This window comes from Streptomyces sp. SCUT-3 (genome assembly GCF_014083985.1).
GTDB classification, from domain to species: Bacteria; Actinomycetota; Actinomycetes; order Streptomycetales; family Streptomycetaceae; genus Streptomyces_H; species Streptomyces_H thermolineatus.
Map to the genome: position 1 here is coordinate 3,941,363 of NZ_CP046907.1, position 17,000 is coordinate 3,958,362.

Annotated in this window: 18 protein-coding genes; 14 read left to right on the forward strand and 4 right to left on the reverse strand. The window is 74.1% G+C overall.

Annotation, left to right across the window (positions count from 1 at the left end; genetic code table 11):
- The first annotated feature begins 63 nt into the window (after positions 1-63).
- The 5 genes from GQS52_RS17420 (at position 64) to GQS52_RS17440 (ending at position 4,977) form a co-directional block, all read left to right on the forward strand.
- Positions 64-504 (forward strand): CBS domain-containing protein, encoded by a 441-nt coding sequence (locus tag GQS52_RS17420; protein WP_182314308.1) that lies wholly within the window; start codon positions 64-66, stop codon positions 502-504.
- Between the two features lie 190 nt (positions 505-694).
- Complete coding sequence (locus GQS52_RS17425; RefSeq protein WP_182314309.1) at positions 695-2,491, forward strand: DEAD/DEAH box helicase; 1,797 nt, start codon at positions 695-697, stop codon at positions 2,489-2,491.
- 222 nt (positions 2,492-2,713) lie between these two features.
- On the forward strand, positions 2,714-3,382 hold the full coding sequence (locus GQS52_RS17430) for a helix-turn-helix domain-containing protein (protein WP_182314310.1): 669 nt from the start codon (positions 2,714-2,716) through the stop codon (positions 3,380-3,382).
- Positions 3,383-3,484: 102 nt separating this feature from the next.
- Positions 3,485-4,273 (forward strand): S16 family serine protease, encoded by a 789-nt coding sequence (locus GQS52_RS17435; RefSeq protein ID WP_182314311.1) that lies wholly within the window; start codon positions 3,485-3,487, stop codon positions 4,271-4,273.
- Positions 4,274-4,410: 137 nt separating this feature from the next.
- The gene (locus GQS52_RS17440; protein WP_182314312.1) at positions 4,411-4,977 is read left to right on the forward strand and encodes an RDD family protein; all 567 of its coding nucleotides are present in this window, start codon (positions 4,411-4,413) and stop codon (positions 4,975-4,977) included.
- Positions 4,978-5,020: 43 nt separating this feature from the next.
- Here the strand turns inward: GQS52_RS17440 and GQS52_RS17445 are convergent, their stop codons facing one another.
- A complete protein-coding gene (locus GQS52_RS17445) occupies positions 5,021-5,494 on the reverse strand; it encodes an Lrp/AsnC family transcriptional regulator (RefSeq protein WP_182314313.1) in 474 nt (157 codons plus the stop codon).
- A 121-nt stretch (positions 5,495-5,615) separates the two neighbouring features.
- Between GQS52_RS17445 and hppD the strand changes: the two genes are divergently transcribed.
- Both hppD and GQS52_RS17455 read left to right on the forward strand, forming a co-directional pair.
- Positions 5,616-6,761: a 4-hydroxyphenylpyruvate dioxygenase gene (gene hppD / locus GQS52_RS17450; RefSeq protein WP_182314314.1), complete on the forward strand. Its 1,146-nt coding sequence runs from the start codon at positions 5,616-5,618 to the stop codon at positions 6,759-6,761.
- 74 nt (positions 6,762-6,835) lie between these two features.
- Positions 6,836-8,200 (forward strand): FAD-linked oxidase C-terminal domain-containing protein, encoded by a 1,365-nt coding sequence (locus GQS52_RS17455; RefSeq protein ID WP_182314315.1) that lies wholly within the window; start codon positions 6,836-6,838, stop codon positions 8,198-8,200.
- Positions 8,201-8,294: 94 nt separating this feature from the next.
- Here GQS52_RS17455 and GQS52_RS17460 read toward each other — a convergent pair whose 3' ends face one another.
- On the reverse strand, positions 8,295-8,786 hold the full coding sequence (locus tag GQS52_RS17460; protein ID WP_182314316.1) for an SsgA family sporulation/cell division regulator: 492 nt from the start codon (positions 8,784-8,786) through the stop codon (positions 8,295-8,297).
- A 322-nt stretch (positions 8,787-9,108) separates the two neighbouring features.
- Here GQS52_RS17460 and GQS52_RS17465 point away from each other — a divergent pair, with 322 nt between their 5' ends.
- The 5 genes from GQS52_RS17465 to GQS52_RS17485 all read left to right on the forward strand — a co-directional run bounded on the left by GQS52_RS17465 (position 9,109) and on the right by GQS52_RS17485 (position 13,418).
- A complete protein-coding gene (locus tag GQS52_RS17465; RefSeq protein WP_182314317.1) occupies positions 9,109-10,551 on the forward strand; it encodes an RDD family protein in 1,443 nt (480 codons plus the stop codon).
- Positions 10,552-10,984: 433 nt separating this feature from the next.
- Positions 10,985-11,407: an RDD family protein gene (locus GQS52_RS28430; protein ID WP_330166870.1), complete on the forward strand. Its 423-nt coding sequence runs from the start codon at positions 10,985-10,987 to the stop codon at positions 11,405-11,407.
- A gap of 62 nt (positions 11,408-11,469) precedes the next feature.
- Positions 11,470-12,174: an RDD family protein gene (locus tag GQS52_RS17475; RefSeq protein WP_182314319.1), complete on the forward strand. Its 705-nt coding sequence runs from the start codon at positions 11,470-11,472 to the stop codon at positions 12,172-12,174.
- A 215-nt stretch (positions 12,175-12,389) separates the two neighbouring features.
- Positions 12,390-12,701, forward strand: a complete 312-nt coding sequence (locus tag GQS52_RS17480; RefSeq protein WP_182314320.1) for a hypothetical protein — start codon at positions 12,390-12,392, stop codon at positions 12,699-12,701.
- A gap of 144 nt (positions 12,702-12,845) precedes the next feature.
- Positions 12,846-13,418, forward strand: a complete 573-nt coding sequence (locus GQS52_RS17485; protein WP_259370833.1) for an NADAR family protein — start codon at positions 12,846-12,848, stop codon at positions 13,416-13,418.
- 180 nt (positions 13,419-13,598) lie between these two features.
- Here the strand turns inward: GQS52_RS17485 and GQS52_RS17490 are convergent, their stop codons facing one another.
- Together GQS52_RS17490 and GQS52_RS17495 are read right to left on the reverse strand one after the other, a co-directional pair.
- The gene (locus GQS52_RS17490) at positions 13,599-14,192 is read right to left on the reverse strand and encodes a nicotinamidase (RefSeq protein WP_182314322.1); all 594 of its coding nucleotides are present in this window, start codon (positions 14,190-14,192) and stop codon (positions 13,599-13,601) included.
- A 124-nt stretch (positions 14,193-14,316) separates the two neighbouring features.
- Positions 14,317-15,687, reverse strand: a complete 1,371-nt coding sequence (locus GQS52_RS17495; RefSeq protein ID WP_182314323.1) for a nicotinate phosphoribosyltransferase — start codon at positions 15,685-15,687, stop codon at positions 14,317-14,319.
- A gap of 118 nt (positions 15,688-15,805) precedes the next feature.
- On the opposite strand from GQS52_RS17495, the gene clpS reads away from it, so the two are divergent.
- Both clpS and GQS52_RS17505 read left to right on the forward strand, forming a co-directional pair.
- Positions 15,806-16,105: an ATP-dependent Clp protease adapter ClpS gene (gene clpS, locus GQS52_RS17500; RefSeq protein WP_182314324.1), complete on the forward strand. Its 300-nt coding sequence runs from the start codon at positions 15,806-15,808 to the stop codon at positions 16,103-16,105.
- 122 nt (positions 16,106-16,227) lie between these two features.
- Positions 16,228-16,812 carry a DUF2017 domain-containing protein gene (locus GQS52_RS17505; protein ID WP_182314325.1) on the forward strand — a complete coding sequence of 195 codons (585 nt, stop codon included), beginning with the start codon at positions 16,228-16,230 and terminating at the stop codon, positions 16,810-16,812.
- The last annotated feature ends 188 nt before the right edge of the window (positions 16,813-17,000 follow it).

A 17,000-nucleotide genomic window follows, 5' to 3' on the forward strand; every position in this document is an offset into this window, starting at 1 on the left:
CGCCCCGGCCCCCTCGGACAGTGCCACCGCACGGACGCCGACAGGCGGAAGGGAAATGCCACCATGGCCAAGGGACAGAAGATGAAGGCCCGCGAGATCATGCACAAGGGCACCCAGTGCGTCGCCGAGGACCAGACCCTGATGGACGCGGCGAGGATGATGCGGGACCTGGGAGTGGGCTGCGTCCCCATCTGCGGTACGGACGACAGGCTCAAGGGCATGATCACCGACCGTGACATCGTGGTCAAGTGCGTCGCCGAGGGCCGGTCCGCGCAGGACATCAAGGCCCGCGAGTTCGGCGGGGAGCTGTACTGGATCGACGCCGACGCGGACATCTCCGAGGCGCTGGAGACCATGGAGCAGCACCAGATCAAGCGCCTGCCGGTGATCGACACCAAGAACAACCACCGGCTGATCGGCATGATCAGCGAGGCCGACCTCGCCCGCAACCTCAGCGACGAGAAGCTCGCCGAGTTCGTGGAGCACGTCTACGCCACTGCCTGACGCAGGGGCGCCGCCCCGCGGTGCGGGAGCCGGCGGCCGGGAGGCCCGTCGTCCGGGACGGGCCTTTCGGCCGCGCCGCTGTGAGACGGGTCGCACCCTCGGGGGACGGCGGCCGGTCCCAGCGGGTGGGGGCCCGGGTCCCGGGTAGTCTGGCGCGGCCGTCCGATCGTCGAGCACCCCGTCGGAGACCGTGACTACCACCGCCTCGCACACCGCATCGCACCACCTGTCCCCGGCCTTCCCCGGCCGCGCCCCCTGGGGCACGGCGAACAGGCTGCGCGCCTGGCAGCAGGCCGCCATGGACGAGTACGTCGCCAAGCAGCCGCGGGACTTCCTCGCGGTGGCGACGCCGGGAGCCGGCAAGACGACCTTCGCGCTCACCCTCGCCTCGTGGCTGCTGCACCACCACGTCGTCCAGCAGGTCACCGTGGTCGCGCCGACCGAGCACCTGAAGAAGCAGTGGGCCGAGGCCGCCGGCCGGATAGGCATCAAGCTGGACCCGGAGTACTCGGCGGGGCCGCTGTCGAAGGAGTACCACGGCGTCGCCGTCACCTACGCGGGCGTCGGCGTGCGGCCGATCCTGCACCGCAACCGCTGCGAGCAGCGCAAGACGCTGGTGATCCTCGACGAGATCCACCACGCCGGCGACTCCAAGTCGTGGGGCGAGGCGTGCTTCGAGGCGTTCGAGCCGGCCACCCGCCGCCTCGCCCTGACCGGAACCCCGTTCCGCTCGGACACCAACCCCATTCCGTTCGTGGCCTACGGCGAGGACTCCGAGGGGGTGCGCCGCAGCGTCGCCGACTACACCTACGGCTACGCCGACGCCCTGGCCGACCACGTCGTCCGGCCGGTCATCTTCCTGTCCTACAGCGGCAACATGCGCTGGCGCACCAAGGCCGGCGACGAGATCGAGGCCCGCCTGGGCGAGCCGATGACCAAGGACGCGATCTCCCAGGCGTGGCGCACCGCCCTCGACCCGGCCGGCGACTGGATGAAGAACGTCCTGCGGGCCGCCGACACCCGCCTGACCGAGGTGCGCAAGGCCATCCCCGACGCCGGCGCCCTGGTCATCGCCACCGACCACCGGTCGGCCAAGGCGTACGCGAAGTCCCTGCGCACCATCACGGGGAAGAGCCCGACCGTGGTGCTCTCCGACGACGCGGGCGCCTCGAAGAAGATCGAGGAGTTCAGCGCCGGCGACGACCGCTGGATGGTCGCGGTCCGCATGGTCTCCGAGGGCGTCGACGTGCCCCGCCTGGCCGTCGGCGTCTACGCCACCTCCATCTCCACCCCGCTGTTCTTCGCCCAGGCGGTCGGCCGCTTCGTGCGGTCGCGCCGCCGCGGCGAGACCGCCTCCGTCTTCCTGCCCTCGGTGCCCACCCTGCTCGGCTTCGCCAACGAGATGGAGCTCCAGCGCGACCACGTGCTGGACCGGCCGCGGAAGGGCGACGACGACAACCCCTACGCCGAGGAGGAGGACCTCCTCAAGGAGGCCGAGAAGCAGCAGGACGAGGACACCGGGGAGCAGGACATGCTGCCCTTCGAGGCCCTGGAGTCCGACGCCGTCTTCGACCGGGTGCTCTACGACGGCGCCGAGTTCGGCATGCAGGCCCACCCCGGCAGCGAGGAGGAGCAGGACTACCTCGGCATCCCCGGACTGCTGGAGCCGGACCAGGTGCAGCTGCTGCTGCAGAAGCGCCAGGCGCGGCAGATCGCGCACAGCCGCAGGAAGCCGGACGACGAGGCGGACCTGCTGGAGCTGCCCGCCGACCGGCGGCCGATCGTCACCCACAAGCAGCTGCTGGAACTGCGCAAGCAGCTCAACACCCTGGTGTCGGCCTACCACCACCAGAGCGGCAAACCGCACGGCGTGATCCACAACGAACTGCGCCGGCTGTGCGGCGGCCCGCCCAGCGCGGAGGCCACCGCCGGACAGATCAAGGAGAGGATCAAAAAAGTACAGGAGTGGGCGACTCGGATGCGCTGAGCCGGGTTCGGGGCCCGAGGTGATCCGGATTCTGGACCAGGTCTTCCGCTGAGCGGTGCGGATGGCTACCGTGCCCTTCACCCGCGCACCGTGGCAGCGCCGCCGCGGGGTGCAACCGGTGCCATGGGTGCCATGCGACCGGTGGCCCTTCCGCGCGCCCTGCCGAGTTGCCGGCGTCGGTGCACGTACGGCCGCCACTCACTGAGGAAGAGGGGGCCAGAGGTGACCGCGGAGACCTCGCAGACGCTCGACCGGGGCCTGCGCGTGCTGAAACTGCTCGCCGAGACCGACCACGGCCTGACCGTGACCGAGCTGGCGAACAAGCTGGGCGTCAACCGGACCGTGGTGTACCGGCTGCTCGCCACTCTGGAGCAGCACAGCCTGGTCCGCCGCGACCTGGGCGGCCGGGCCAGGGTCGGCCTGGGCGTGCTGCGCCTGGCCCACCAGGTGCACCCGCTGCTGCGCGAGGCCGCCATGCCCGCGCTGCGCAGCCTCGCCGAGGACGTCGGCGCCACCGCTCACCTGACCCTGGTCGACGGCAACGAGGCACTGGCGGTGGCCGTCGTCGAACCCAGCTGGACCGACTACCACGTCGCCTACCGCACCGGGTTCCGGCACCCGCTCGACCGGGGAGCGGCCGGCCGGGCCATCCTGGCCGGCCGCAGGATCCAGGACGGCGCGGCCGACGCCGCTCCGGACGAGGGGCCCTCCGGCTGCGTGACCACCGAGGGCGAGCTGGAGGCCGGGGCCAGCGGGGCGGCCGCGCCGCTGCTGGGGGTCGCCGGGATCGAGGGGAGCGTCGGCGTGGTGATGCTCGCCGGCAGGGTCCCCGACCGGGTGGGGCCCAGGGTGGTCGAGGCCGCCGCCGAGGTCGCCGACGCCCTGCGCTGACCCCGGGGAGCCGCCGCGCCCGGCCGGCCTGTCCGGCCCGCGCCCGGCCGGCCTCGCGCTCGGCCCGCCCGGCCCCGGGCGGCGGTGGACTAGATTTTGTGCATGCCCTCGCTGTCCCGCCGCACCCGCGCCCTCGCGTTGTGCTCCGTGCCCGTCGCGGCGCTCCTCGCCACGGCCGCGCTGGCCCCCCTGCCCTACGTCCTGGCCGAACCCGGGATGACCGCCGACGTCCTCGGCGAGGACCACGGCCGGCAGATCATCTCCGTCTCCGGCCACGACACCCGCGACACCAGCGGCCGACTGCTCATGACGACCATCGCGGCCACCTCCCCGGACGCCGCGGTCCGGCTGCCCGACGTGCTCTCCGCCTGGTTCCGCACCGACCGGGCGGCCATGCCGGCCGACGTGGTCTACCCGGAGGGCGAGTCGCAGAAGGAGATCGAGGAGTACAACCAGGAGCAGATGACGAAGTCCCAGGACGACGCGACCGCAGCCGCCCTGTCGCAGCTGCGGCTGCGGCCCGACGACGTCGACGTCACCCTGCACCTGGCGGAGGTGGGCGGCCCCAGCGCCGGGCTGATGTTCACCCTGGGGATCGTCGACAAGATCGACGGCGACGGCAGCGGGGGAGACCTGACCGGCGGGAGGACGATCGCCGGCACCGGCACCATCGAGCCGGACGGCACGGTCGGCCCGGTCGGCGGCGTCCCCCTGAAGACCCAGGCGGCCAAACGCGACGGGGCCACCGTCTTCCTGGTGCCGGAGGCCGAGTGCGCGGCCGCCCGGGCCGAACTCCCCGAGGGGCTGCGGCTGGTGCCGGTCGGGGAGCTGGACGACGCCCTGGAGTCCCTGAAGGCGCTGCGCACCGGCGGCACCGTGCCCGCCTGCTGAACGGGACGGCCTGGAGACCCGCCGGACGGCACGGCCGAAGCCGAAGCCGGGGCCGCAGCCGGGGTCGGGAGCCGGGACCGGAGGGCCGCCGGGCACCGGCCCCGTGAGTGTCCGGCCGGGATGGTTGGATACCGCCCATGACCGATCCGCACCGGCGCGACGTGCCCGCGAACAGCGCCCACCGGCCCGGACCGGACCTTCGGACGCCGTACCCGCACGGCCCCTTCGTACCGGCGGGCCCCGCGGGCGGCCCGCCGAAGGAACTGCTGGGCGACGTGGGGAAGCGGCTGCTGGCCCGGATCGTGGACGGCGTCCTCGTCGTGGTGGTCCTGGTCGCGACGGTGCTGCCCTTCGTCTTCGCGGCCACGGCCCTGGAGGACGACGGCCCCGCGGCCACGGCGCTCGTCGCCACGGGGATCGTCCTGGGCCTGCTCCTGGCCCTGGCCTACGAACCGTGGACGACGGGCCGGTACGGCCGGACGCCCGGCAAGCGGCTGTACCGGCTGGAGGTGGTGCGCCTGGCGGACGGAGGGCGGATCGGGCACGGACGCTCCTGGGCGCGTGCGCTGTCCGGGCTGGTGATGGGCCAGATCCCGTTCCTGGGCCTGCTGGACGTCCTGTGGTGCCTGTGGGACGGCGACCGCCAGTGCCTGCACGACAAGGCGGCCGGCACCGTGGTGGTCCGCTCCGGCCCTCCCCGCTGAGGCGGCACGCCGCGCCGCGGGGCCGCCGTTCACGGGCCGCCGTTCACGGGCCGTCCGAGGCCGCCTGCTCCACCAGGGGGATCACCCGGTAGGGCACCGGGTTCTCCATCACGATGGCGGTCGCGGCCCGGACGATCCCGCCGAAGCCGACGACCCGGTCGATGACGCGCTGCAGGTCGGCGTTGGAGCGGGCCACCAGCCGGCACAGCATGTCGCCGCGCCCGGTGATGGTGTGCAGCTCCAGGACCTCCGGGACCGACGCCAGGTGCGCCCGCACGTCGTTGCCCTGGCCCTGGCGGATCTCCAGCGTGGCGAACGCGGTGACCGGGTAGCCCAGCGCGGCCGGGTCCACCTGGGGGCCGAACCCGCGGACCACCCCGCCCGCCCGCAGCCGGTCCAGGCGCGCCTGCACGGTGCCGCGCGCCACGCCGAGGCGGCGGGACGCCTCCAGGACGCCGATCCGCGGCTCGGCCTCCAGGAGCTTGATCAGCCGTCCGTCGAGCGCGTCGATCGCCATGTCCGTCTCCCGGTGGTCACACTGCGCAGATCTGCCGCACCTTGCGGCATTCGACTGGTCGGATTGACCAGTGAATCAGCAAACTATTGCGCACATTGGGGAACGGAGGGAACCTGCGGTCATGACCGAGATCCAGGAGAACATCCCCAGCACCGCCCGCCGCGCCGACCCCTTCCCGGTGAAGGGGATGGACGCGGTCGTCTTCGCCGTGGGCAACGCCAAGCAGGCCGCGCACTACTACTCGACGGCCTTCGGCATGAAGCGCGTCGCCTACGCCGGTCCGGAGACCGGCAGCCGCGAGACCGCCTCCTACGTCCTGGAGTCGGGCGGCGCCCGGTTCGTGTTCACCTCCGTCGTCAAGCCCGCCACCGAGCGCGGGAAGTTCCTCGCCGAGCACGTCGCCGAGCACGGCGACGGCGTGGTCGACCTGGCGATCGAGGTCCCCGACGCGCGGGCCGCCTACGCCTACGCCGTCGAGCACGGCGCCACCGGCCTGGAGGAGCCGCACGAGGTCCGGGACGAGCACGGCACCGTCGTGCTGGCCGCCGTCGCCACCTACGGCGAGACCCGGCACACCCTGGTCGACCGCTCCGGCTACACCGGCCCCTACCTGCCCGGTTACGTCGCAGCCGACCCGATCGTCGAGCCCCCCGCCAAGCGCTTCTTCCAGGCCATCGACCACTGCGTCGGCAACGTCGAGCTCGGCCGGATGGACGAGTGGGTGAGCTTCTACAACCGGGTCATGGGCTTCACCAACATGAAGGAGTTCGTCGGCGACGACATCGCCACCGAGTACTCCGCGCTGATGTCCAAGGTGGTCGCCGACGGCACCCGCAAGGTCAAGTTCCCGCTCAACGAGCCGGCCGTGGCCAAGAAGAAGTCCCAGATCGACGAGTACCTGGAGTTCTACGGCGGCCCCGGCGTCCAGCACGTCGCGCTGGCCACCAACGACATCGTCGCCACCGTCCGCGCCATGCGCGCCGCCGGCGTCGAGTTCCTGGACACCCCCGACTCCTACTACGACACCCTCGGCGAGTGGGTCGGCGAGACCCGCGTGCCGCTCGAGGAGCTGCGCGAGCTGAAGATCCTCGCCGACCGGGACGAGGACGGCTACCTGCTGCAGATCTTCACCAAGCCGGTCCAGGACCGCCCGACCGTCTTCTTCGAGATGATCGAGCGGCACGGCTCCATGGGCTTCGGCAAGGGCAACTTCAAGGCCCTGTTCGAGGCGATCGAGCGCGAGCAGGAGCGCCGCGGCAACCTGTAGGCGCCGCCCCCGCCCGCACCGCCCGGCCTGCTGGTCCCCTTCCCGCGGGCCGGGCGCGGTGCGACTCTTGGGCCATGGGCGATCTGGTGGAACGACTGCGCGAAGGACTCCCGGACACCGCGGTGCTGACGGACCCCGACGTCACCGCCGCGTACCGGAACGACATGGCGAGCTTCTGCCCGTCCGGCCGGCCGGCCGCGGTGGTGCTGCCCCGCACCGTGGAGCAGGTGCAGCACGTCATGCGGACGGCGACCGACCTGCGGGTCCCCGTCGTCCCCCAGGGGGCCCGGACCGGCCTGTCGGGCGCGGCCAACGCCTCGGACGGCTGCATCGCGCTGTCCCTGGTGAAGATGGACCGGATCCTCGAGATCGACCCGGTCGACCGGATCGCCGTCGTCGAACCGGGCGTGGTCAACGCCGACCTGTCGCGGGCGGCCGGCGAGCACGGCCTGACCTACCCGCCGGACCCCTCCAGCTGGGAGTCCTGCACCATCGGCGGCAACATCGGCACCGGCTCGGGCGGCCTGTGCTGCGTGAAGTACGGGGTCACCGCCGAGTACGTGCTCGGCCTGGACGTGGTGCTCGCCGACGGCCGGCTGCTGCGCACCGGGCGGCGCACCGCCAAGGGCGTGGCCGGCTACGACCTGACCCGGCTGTTCGTCGGCTCCGAGGGCAGCCTCGGCGTCGTGGTGCGGGCGGTCCTGGCGCTGCGCCCGGCCCCGCCTCCGCAACTGGTGCTGGCCGCCCGGTTCCCCGGCGCGGCGGCCGCGGGGGAGGCCGTGCGCCGGATCATGGCCGGCGGCCACACCCCCTCGCTGCTGGAGCTGATGGACCGCACCACCGTCACCGCCGTGAACGCGGTCACCGGCGGGATCCTGCCGGAGGACACCGGCGCCCTGCTGCTGTGCGCCTTCGACACCCCCGACCCGGCGGCCGACCTCGCCGCCGTCGGGGCGCTGTGCGAGGCGGCGGGCGCCTCGGCGGTCGTGCCGGCCGAGGACCGGGCCGAGTCCGAGATGCTGCTCCGGGCCCGGCGGCTGGCGCTCCCGGCGCTGGAGCGGCTCGGCGCCACCATGATCGACGACGTCGCCGTCCCCCGGTCGCGGCTGGCGCAGATGCTGGAGGGCGTCGAGGGGATCGCGCGCGAGCAGGACCTGACCATCGGGGTGTGCGCGCACGCGGGGGACGGCAACACCCACCCCGTGGTGTGCTTCGACCCGGCCGACGCGGACCAGGCGCGGCGCGCCCGCGCGTCGTTCGACGCGATCATGGAACTCGGCCTGCGGCTCGGCGGCACCATCACCGGCGAGCACGGCGTGGGGGTGCTCAAGAAGGAGTGGCTGGCCAGGGAGCTCGGGCCGGTGGGCGTGGAGATCCAGCGGGGGATCAAGCAGGTCTTCGACCCGCTGGGGCTGCTCAACCCCGGCAAGCTCTTCTGACGGCCCGGCACGGCCCGGCACGGTGCGACGCGACATGGCACGGTGCGGCCGGGGGTCGGCGCGACGCGGCGCCGGGGCGTCCCGCCGCGCGGGGTCACGCCCCCGCGTTCTGGTCGGGTGCCTCGTCGAGGCCGGGCCGGGGGTCGCCCGCCCTCAGCTCGTCGAGGGCGGCCGGTGCGAGCAGCCCCGCGATGCCCTCGTCGATGCACAGGCGCTCCTGCTCCGTGCCCGGCGGGACGACGCGCAGCGTGCGTTCCAGCCAGGCCGCGACGGGCGAGGAGGGCGCCTCGAGCAGCGCCTCGCCGTCGGGGGAGGTGAGCGCCATGCACACGACGCCCCGGGTGCCGGCCTTTGCCGGCCAGACCCGCACGTCGCCGTGGCCGCAGGGCCGGAACACGCCCTCCACCAGCAACTCCCGCGAGAACGTCCAGGTCACGGGCGACGGGGAGCCCACGTGGAACGTGACGTGCACCGCGTACGGGTCCGACGGCAGGTACCGGAACACCGTCGGCACCTCGATGGTGTGTCCCGGAGAGAGCACCAGGCTCAGTTCCAGTTCTCGCTCGACCACGGTCAGTTCTGCCATGGAAACGCCCCTTCCCTGTGAAGCGGTGGCCACTCGTGGCAGATGCCGCGGCGGCCCGCACAGGAAGGGAGCGAGTACGGCCCCCGTCATTACGCGGATTCCGCGCACCGGTTGGGAAAGCCGCCCGGTGCGCACATTTTTGTTCCGTCATACCCGTTTCCGAGTCTTGCGCGGCGCGCCCGTCCGACGACCAACCGTCGCCGGGCGGACACAAGGAGCAGCGGACGGGCCACGGGTCCCGGTCGCCGTCTGGTAGAAGATGTGGACCACCACAAGCACGAGCACGGTAAGAGCCGACGACGGGACAGGGACTCAAGGGATCATGAACGCCCCCTCCAGCGGATCCGCCAGCGGCGGCCCCTCGGCCGGTTACTACGCGGACCCCTCCATCCCCGGCTACATCAGGTACTGGAACGGGTCGGCATGGGTGCCCGGGACGTCGCGTCCCGCACCGCAGGAGGGCGAGGTCCTCGCCCCGCCGCCGGGGGTCGTCGTGCCGCCCGCGGCCCCGGCGGGCCCCTCCGCCCCGCCGGTGGCCAGGGTCCCGGCGGTGGACGAGTCCGGCCCGGTCTTCCTGGACGAGGTGCCGCAGTCCGCGCCGGACTCCGGGTCCGCCGTGCCCCCGCCCTCCGTCCCCGAGCCCGTCTCCTGGCCCGAGCCGCAGTCCCGGCCGGAGGAGGGGACCGGGGCGGGGCAGGACCTCGCGCAGGAGGCCGGCCGGGTGCCGGAGCAGGCGGAGGCCCGGACGCCGGGGCAGGCGCAGGAGCAGCTCCACGGCCCGCCGTCCGGTGCCGCGTGGGGCGCCGACGCCTCGCGGCAGAGCGGCCTGGACGCCGGGTCCGGCCGCGTCTCGTGGGGTGCCGGGGCCGCCACCGCGGAACCCGGCCCCGCCCGGCAGGCCGCCCAGCCCGCCCCGTCCGCCCCGTCCGTCCCGGGGGCGGGGGCGCCCCACCCGGGAGCCCCGTCCGCCCCGGTCCCCGACCCCCATGCCCGGGCCGAGTCCGGGACCGCCCCCGCCGCGGCGGGCGGACCCGTCCAGGCGGCGCCCGCGCAGTCGAATCCGGCGCCGGGCCCGGCGCAGGGTGCGGCGCCGGGACCGTCCGCCGCCGTGCCGCACCAGGCCGCAGGCGGCCACCAGCCCCACGGCACGGGCCAGGGGGCGCCCGCCCCCTGGCCGCAGCAGCTCCAGCAGCTCGCCCGGCAGGAGCCGTCCGCCGCCGAACGGCCCGTCCCGTGGCGGCCGGTCGCCGAGGACCCGTTCGCCAGTGCGGCCGAGCCCGCCCGGCCGGCGGGCCTCGGCCGCCGGCTCGCCGCCCGGCTGCTGGACCTGGTCCTCGTCGGCGCGGTGGTGGGCGCGGTCGGCACCCCGCTGATCATGGCGTCGATCGCCCACATCGAGGACAAGATGCGGGCTGCCGAACTGACCGGGCAGACCGTCACGGTATGGCTGATCGACGGCACCACCGGCCCCTACCTGGGGATGCTCGTCGCCGCGCTGCTCGTCACCGGGCTGCTGTACGAGGCGCTGCCCACCGCGAAGTGGGGGCGCACGCCGGGCAAGAAGCTGTTCGGACTGCAGGTGCTCGACGTCGAGTCGCAGATGCCGCCCACCCTCGGCCGCTCGCTGCGGCGCTGGCTGGTCCACCAGCTCCTCGGCGCGCTCGTCGTCGGGGTCCTGGACGCGGCCTGGTGCCTGGTCGACAAGCCCTGGCGGCAGTGCTGGCACGACAAGGCGGGCCGCACCTTCGTGGCCGCGGACAGCTGACAAAGCGGCCCCGCCGGACAGGGCGGGGCCGCCCGGCCGGATCCCCCCATCGGCCCCCTCCCGGCGGCGTCCGGCCCGGCCCGGGGTTTGACTGGGCGCCATGAGCAGCGACGGCCCGACGCCCGGATCCGGTCCCCCGCCGGAGGACGACCCGTTCCGGAAACGTCCCTGGGAACCCGGGGAGCGGGCGCCCGGCTCCTCCCCGCAGGAGGGCCCGCCCGGCGGCCCGCCCCCGGGCGGGGAACAGACCCCGCCCCCGCCACCGCCTCCGGGCCCCTGGGGAGACCGGGGCCCGGGCGGGTACGGCGGCCCGGGCGGGTACGGCCCCGGCGGGTACGGCCCCGGCGGCCCCGGTGGGTACGGCCCCGGCGGCCCCGGCGGGTACGGCCCGGGCGGGTACGGCGACTTCGGCGGACCTCCGCTGCCGCCCGGCATGCCCCGGCCCGCCGGCAGCGGCTGGCGCCTCCTCGCCCGCGTCGTCGACAGCCTCCTGGTGGGCTTCGTCGGGAGCCTCGTCCTGTGGACGGTCCTCGGGTTCCCCGACTACGGGAGCGCGCCCGGCCTCCTGTACAGCGGCCTCGTCGCCCTCCTCTACCTGGTGTACGAGGGCGTGATGCTCTCGCGCGACGGTCAGACGGTCGGCAAGAAGTTGGTGAGGATCCGGGTGGCGATGCTGGCCGACGGGTCCTCACCACCGGCCTCGGCCGCCTGGCTGAGGGCGGGCGTGTACTCGCTGGGAGCCTGGGTCTGCTGCATCTTCTGGCTGCTGGACGTGTTGTGGCACCTGTGGGACAAGCCGTACCGGCAGTGCCTGCACGACAAGGCGGCCCGGACCGTGGTGGTCCCCACGGACTGAATCGCCCGCCGGGAGACCGAATACCACTGTCCCGTCACCCGTACGGCTGATTTACTCAAGGCATGAGTGGAAATCAGCCGCCCGGATACGGCTACCCGCAGGGCGGATCCGGCCAGGATCCGTACGGCCAGCAGAACCCGTACGGCCAGCAGCCCCAGCAGAACCCGTACGGCCAGCAGCCTCCCCAGCAGAACCCCTACGAGAGCGGCGGCTATGCCGCACCGGGCACCCCGCCCGCGGCCGGTGGAAACCCGTACGACCAGGGCCAGTACGCACAGGGCCAGTACGCCCAGGCGCCCTACGGTGCGCCCGGCGGCGCCCCGGCCGGCATGCCGCCGCTGGCCGAGTCCGGACAGCGCTTCCTCGCCCGGCTGATCGACACCGGCGTGCTGATCGCGTTCTTCGTGGTCGCGACCGCCCTGTTCGTGGACTTCGACGACGCGACCGCGATGTCCTTCTCGGGCAACATCATGGCCTCGCTCATGGGTTACGGCCTCTACTTCGTCTACGAGGGCGTGATGCTCTCGCGCGACGGACAGACGCTCGGCAAGAAGGCCATGAAGATCCGGGTGGCGATGCTGGCCGACGGCCGCGTCCCCGGCTCCGCCGGATGGATCCGGGCCGCGGTCTACGCCCTCCCCGGCGTGATCAGCTGCCTCGGTGTCATCTTCTGGCTGCTCAACTCGCTGTGGCACCTGTGGGACAAGCCCTACCAGCAGTGCCTGCACGACAAGGCCGCCAAGACCGTCGTCGTCAAGACCTCCTGACCCGGTACCGGGCAGCGGCAGGGCCCCGGGGCGGGAGGACCGCCCCGGGGCCCTGCGCGTGCCGGCGGCGGGTTCCGGCGGCCGTTCCGCCGGCCGGCCCGCCGCAGCCGTCGCGCTTCCTCCCCCTCCCCTCCCGTTGGCCGACAGTCGCTGCACCGTTCCACAGCCGGCCACATGATTGAGGAGAAGCGGGAACCACGGGGATCGGAGCGGACATGGCCGGCGGCTTCGTCGCACTTCCGGACGGCAGCGTCGTCGTGGCGCTCCACCTGCACAGACCCCACCACCGGGACTGGGACGGCTCCCGGGTGCGGGTGATCGTGCACGCGGCTAACAGGCAGCGGGCCCTGACCCGGCTGCGCAACCTGGGCTTCCGCTCCGTCCACCTGCGGGGCAACGCCGAACCGCCCACGTCCGACGAGATCACGGCGGTCCTGCACCACCCCGAGGGCCTGGTGTGGAGGCGTCCGGACGCGGCGGAGACCGACGGCTGGCAGGCGGTCCGGGCCCTGCGCCGCCTCTCCTGACACCCCCGCGCCCCCGCCCTCCCCGCGCCCCGCGCCCGCCCTCCCCGCGCCCGCCCTCCCCGCGCCCGCTCGCCCGCCCGCCCCGCCGGGCCGCGGCGGAAAACCGGGGGCGCCGCCGTACCGGGGACCGGCAGGATGGCGGGCATGGACGAGCAGGAGGCACCGCTGCGGTCGGTGGAGCAGCTGGTGGCGGCCGTGGGGCGCGGGGAGCGCCTGAAGTACCTCTTCTTCTGGGGGCACCGGCCGCAGCGCGACGGGAGCGCGGGCGCAGGCTGCCTGAGCCAGTGGTGGCCCGCCCCGTTCCGGGTGGACGGGACGGAGTACGCGACCGCCGAGCACTGGATGATGGCCGGCAAGGCGCGGCTCTTCGGCGACGACGGTGCGCTCGCCCGGGTGCTCGGGGCCGCGCATCCGGGGGAGGCCAAGGCGGCCGGGCGGACCGTGCGGGGGTTCGACGAACAGGTGTGGGTCGAGCGGCGGTTCGAGCTGGTGGTCCGCGGCAACGTGGAGAAGTTCCGCCAGAACCCGGGGATCGGGGCATTCCTGCTGGGCACGCGGCACCGGGTGCTGGTCGAGGCCAGTCCCGTCGACCGGGTCTGGGGGATCGGGCTCGCCGCCGACGACGAGCGGGCCCGGGACCCGGCGAGGTGGCGGGGGCCGAACCTGCTGGGGTTCGCCCTCATGGAGGCGCGCGCCCGGCTGACCGCCCCGGCCTGAGGCCGACCGTGCGGGCGGAGGGCCGTGCGACCGACCCACGGCCCGCGCCCCACGGCCCGCGCCCCACGGCCCACGCCCCACGGCCTCACGGCCCACCGCCTCACGGCTCACCGCCCACGGGCCTTCCGTCCGCCCGGCGCCCGGCGCCCGGCGCCCGGCGCCCGGTGTCCGTGGTCCGGGTCAGCCGGCCCGGACGACCGGCGTCCCGCTCAGCTCCACGCCCGCCCCGCGCAGCTCCTCCAGGGCCCGCTCGGTGGTCCCGGGCGCCACCCCCGCGGTCAGGTCCAGCAGCACGCGGGTGCGGAACCCCTCGCGGGCCGCGTCCAGCGCGGTGGCGCGCACGCAGTGGTCGGTGGCGATCCCGACGACGTCGACCTCCTCGACCCCGCGCGAGCGCAGCCACTCGGCGAGGCCCGTCCCGTTCTCCTCGGTGCCCTCGAAGCCGCTGTACGCGGCGGAGTGCGAGCCCTTGTCGAAGACCGCCTCCACGGCGCCGGAGCCCACCGCGGGCGCGAAGCCGGGGTGGAACTCGGCCCCCTCGGTGCCCGCCACGCAGTGCTCGGGCCAGGAGCGGACGAAGTCGGGTTCGGGGGAGAAGTGCTCCCCGGGGTCGACGTGGTGGTCGCGGGTGGCGACCACGTGGTCGTAGCCGGGGGCCGCCGCGCCGACCAGGTCGGTGATGCGGGCGGCGACGTCGGCCCCGCCTGCCACGGCCAGACTGCCGCCCTCGCAGAAGTCGTTCTGTACGTCCACGACGATCAGTGCCCGGTTCATGGTGAGCCTTTCGTGTCGAAATCGGATCGTGCCGGATCGTGCCGGACCATGTCGCACCGGGCCGGACCGCGTCGCGCCGGAGGGACGGGCGGCGCGGGCGGGCCGGCGCGCCCGCCGCCGGTGGTCAGGCCGTCTCGGTGGGCAGTACCGGTTCCCCCCGCGACAGCTGGGTGGCGGACAGCGGCAGCTGCGCCCGGGCCCGCACGTGCCGGTTCCGGGCGGCGTCCAGCGGCTCACGTCCCACCGTCTCACCGCGGACCACCAGCGGCACCAGCAGCTGCCGGTCGGCGAGGTCGTCGGGCACCGGCCCGCTGCCGACGACCTCGGCCTCGGCGACCCCGTGCTGGTCCAGCCGCCGCGCCGCCCACTTGCGCCCGCCCGTGCTGGCCTTGCCGCCCGCCGACCGCTTGGCCACCGGCACCAGCGGGGCGTCGGGGGAGTCGGAGGCGGCCCTGGCCACCAGCTTGTAGACCATCGAGGAGGTCGGGTGGCCGCTGCCGGTGACCAGCGAGGTGCCCACGCCGTAGGCGTCGACGGGGGCGGCGGCCAGCGAGGCGATCGCGTACTCGTCCAGGTCGCTGGTGACGGTGATCCTCGTGCCGTGCGCGCCCAGTTCGTCCAGCTGGCGGCGGACCCGGTGGGCCAGGAGCAGCAGGTCGCCGGAGTCGATGCGCACCGCGCCCAGCTCGGGGCCGGCGACCTCCACGGCGGTGCGCACGGCCTCGGTGAGGTCGTAGGTGTCGACCAGCAGGGTCGTGCCGCGGCCGAGGGAGTCGACCTGGGCGGTGAAGGCGTCCCGTTCCTCGTCGTGCAGGAGGGTGAAGGCGTGGGCGCTGGTGCCGACGGTGGGGATGCCGTAGCGGAAGCCGGCGGCCAGGTCGGAGGTGGAGGAGAAGCCGCCGACGTAGGCGGCCCGGGAGGCGGCGACCGCGGCCAGTTCGTGGGTGCGCCGGGCGCCCATCTCGATCAGCGGGCGGCCGCCGGCGGCCACGGCCATCCGGGAGGCCGCGGCGGCGATCGCGGAGTCGTGGTTGAGCACGGACAGGATCACGGTCTCCAGGAGCACCGCCTCGGCGAAGGTGCCCTCGACGCGCAGGACGGGGGAGCCGGGGAAGTACACCTCGCCCTCGGGGTAGCCGAGGATGTCGCCGCGGAAGCGGTAGCCGGCCAGCCAGTCCAGGGTGGGCCGGTCGACGACCCGCTGCCGTTCCAGGAAGGCCAGGGCCGCGTCGTCGAAGCGGAAGTTCTCCACCGCGTCCAGGACCCGTCCGGTGCCGGCGACCACCCCGTAGCGGCGGCCCTCGGGCAGGCGGCGGGTGAAGACCTCGAACACCGACCGGCGGTGCGCCGCTCCGCTGCGCAGGGCGGCCTGAACCATCGTCAGTTCGTAGTGGTCGGTGAACAGGGCCGTGGACGGCACGGTGACGGGGAGCCCGAGGGCGGAGCCGGTCTCGTGGGCCAGGCCGTCTGCTGCGGGAGTGCTCTTGCTGTCCATGGAGGGGATACTACCCCCCCATAGCGTCAAAGTGACGATTTCTGTTCGGGTAGGGGATCCGGTGCGCGACCCGCCGGGCCGGGGACCCGGATCGCCTCCCGAATCCGGCAGTGGCAGCATGGGGGGCGTGAGTGTCGCACCCGTGGAGATCGAGCGCCCCGAGGCCGGCGAGGCGCCGTCCTCCGACGTCCCCTGGATCACCCTCGTGCACAACGACCCGGTGAACCTGATGAGTTACGTCACCTACGTCTTCCGGACCTACTTCGGGTACCCGAAGGAGAAGGCCGAGAAGCTCATGCTGGACGTGCACCACAAGGGTCGCGCGGTGGTCTCCAGCGGCTCCCGCGAGGAGATGGAGCGGGACGTCCAGGCCATGCACGGCTACGGACTGTGGGCCACCCTGCAGCAGGACCGCTGACCGTCCGCCCGCCCCGCCCGGCAGGCCCCGCCCCGCACCCCCGTCCCGTCCGCACCCCGCCCGGCAGGCCCGCCCGCCGGATTCCCGCAACCGCCCCCGCACCAGGGAGAGTCACAGGCCCCATGGCCGGATACTTCGAAGCCGCCCCCGACGGAGCCGCCGTGATCGCCCTGGACGAGGTGGAGGTCTCCATCCTGCGCAGCCTCGCCGTCCAGCTGCTGGAGCTGATCGGGCCGGGCCGGGAGCACGAGGAGGGCGCCGATCCGCTGGCGGCGCTCTTTGCCGAGGGGCCGAGCAGCCCGCCGTCCGACCCGGCGCTGGCCCGCCTCTTCCCGGACGCGTACGTCGACCCGCAGGCCGGTGACGCCGCCGGCCGCGAGGCGCGGGAGGCGTCCGCGGAGTTCCGCCGCTACACCGAGAACGACCTGCGGGCGCGCAAGCGCGAGGACGCGCTGGCCGTGGTCCGGGACCTGGACGGGCTGGAGCCGTCCGGGGGCGGCGCGGTCCTGCGGGTGGCCGGGGACGACGCGCGGCACTGGCTCGGCACCCTCAACGACCTCCGGCTGACCATCGGCTCCCGGCTCGGGGTGACCGAGGACGACGAAGAGCTGTACCGGCTGCCGGACACCGACCCCCGCAAGCCCCTGGTGATGGCCTACCTGTGGCTGGGCGGCCTCCAGGAGAGCCTGCTGGAGACCCTGATGTGACCACGTTGTGGTCACAAGGTGTTCATGGTGTGACGCCGGGGTGATCTCGTGGTGACCTCGATTTGAGGTTACTTTGAGCTACTGACTCGTAGTCGGAAAGCGGTTTCCCTGTTTCGGATAACGGTCACACCCCGTTGAGCTGCGGTTTTCCGGAGGTTCGGAGCTCGGTTTTTATTGCGTGCTACACG

What these genes read in the sequence shown, in the direction of transcription:
- GQS52_RS17480 (WP_182314320.1), top strand. Translation starts at nt 12,390, where the DNA reads ATGGCCGGCGGCTTCGTCGCACTTCCGGACGGCAGCGTCGTCGTGGCG.
- GQS52_RS17465 (WP_182314317.1), top strand. Translation starts at nt 9,109, where the DNA reads ATGAACGCCCCCTCCAGCGGATCCGCCAGCGGCGGCCCCTCGGCCGGT.
- GQS52_RS17440 (WP_182314312.1), top strand. Translation starts at nt 4,411, where the DNA reads ATGACCGATCCGCACCGGCGCGACGTGCCCGCGAACAGCGCCCACCGG.
- GQS52_RS17455 (WP_182314315.1), top strand. Translation starts at nt 6,836, where the DNA reads ATGGGCGATCTGGTGGAACGACTGCGCGAAGGACTCCCGGACACCGCG.
- GQS52_RS17475 (WP_182314319.1), top strand. Translation starts at nt 11,470, where the DNA reads ATGAGTGGAAATCAGCCGCCCGGATACGGCTACCCGCAGGGCGGATCC.
- GQS52_RS17460 (WP_182314316.1), bottom strand. Translation starts at nt 8,786, where the DNA reads ATGGCAGAACTGACCGTGGTCGAGCGAGAACTGGAACTGAGCCTGGTG.
- GQS52_RS17490 (WP_182314322.1), bottom strand. Translation starts at nt 14,192, where the DNA reads ATGAACCGGGCACTGATCGTCGTGGACGTACAGAACGACTTCTGCGAG.
- GQS52_RS28430 (WP_330166870.1), top strand. Translation starts at nt 10,985, where the DNA reads ATGCCCCGGCCCGCCGGCAGCGGCTGGCGCCTCCTCGCCCGCGTCGTC.
- GQS52_RS17445 (WP_182314313.1), bottom strand. Translation starts at nt 5,494, where the DNA reads ATGGCGATCGACGCGCTCGACGGACGGCTGATCAAGCTCCTGGAGGCC.
- GQS52_RS17420 (WP_182314308.1), top strand. Translation starts at nt 64, where the DNA reads ATGGCCAAGGGACAGAAGATGAAGGCCCGCGAGATCATGCACAAGGGC.
- clpS (WP_182314324.1), top strand. Translation starts at nt 15,806, where the DNA reads ATGGGGGGCGTGAGTGTCGCACCCGTGGAGATCGAGCGCCCCGAGGCC.
- GQS52_RS17505 (WP_182314325.1), top strand. Translation starts at nt 16,228, where the DNA reads ATGGCCGGATACTTCGAAGCCGCCCCCGACGGAGCCGCCGTGATCGCC.
- GQS52_RS17495 (WP_182314323.1), bottom strand. Translation starts at nt 15,687, where the DNA reads ATGGACAGCAAGAGCACTCCCGCAGCAGACGGCCTGGCCCACGAGACC.
- GQS52_RS17435 (WP_182314311.1), top strand. Translation starts at nt 3,485, where the DNA reads ATGCCCTCGCTGTCCCGCCGCACCCGCGCCCTCGCGTTGTGCTCCGTG.
- GQS52_RS17485 (WP_259370833.1), top strand. Translation starts at nt 12,846, where the DNA reads ATGGACGAGCAGGAGGCACCGCTGCGGTCGGTGGAGCAGCTGGTGGCG.
- hppD (WP_182314314.1), top strand. Translation starts at nt 5,616, where the DNA reads ATGACCGAGATCCAGGAGAACATCCCCAGCACCGCCCGCCGCGCCGAC.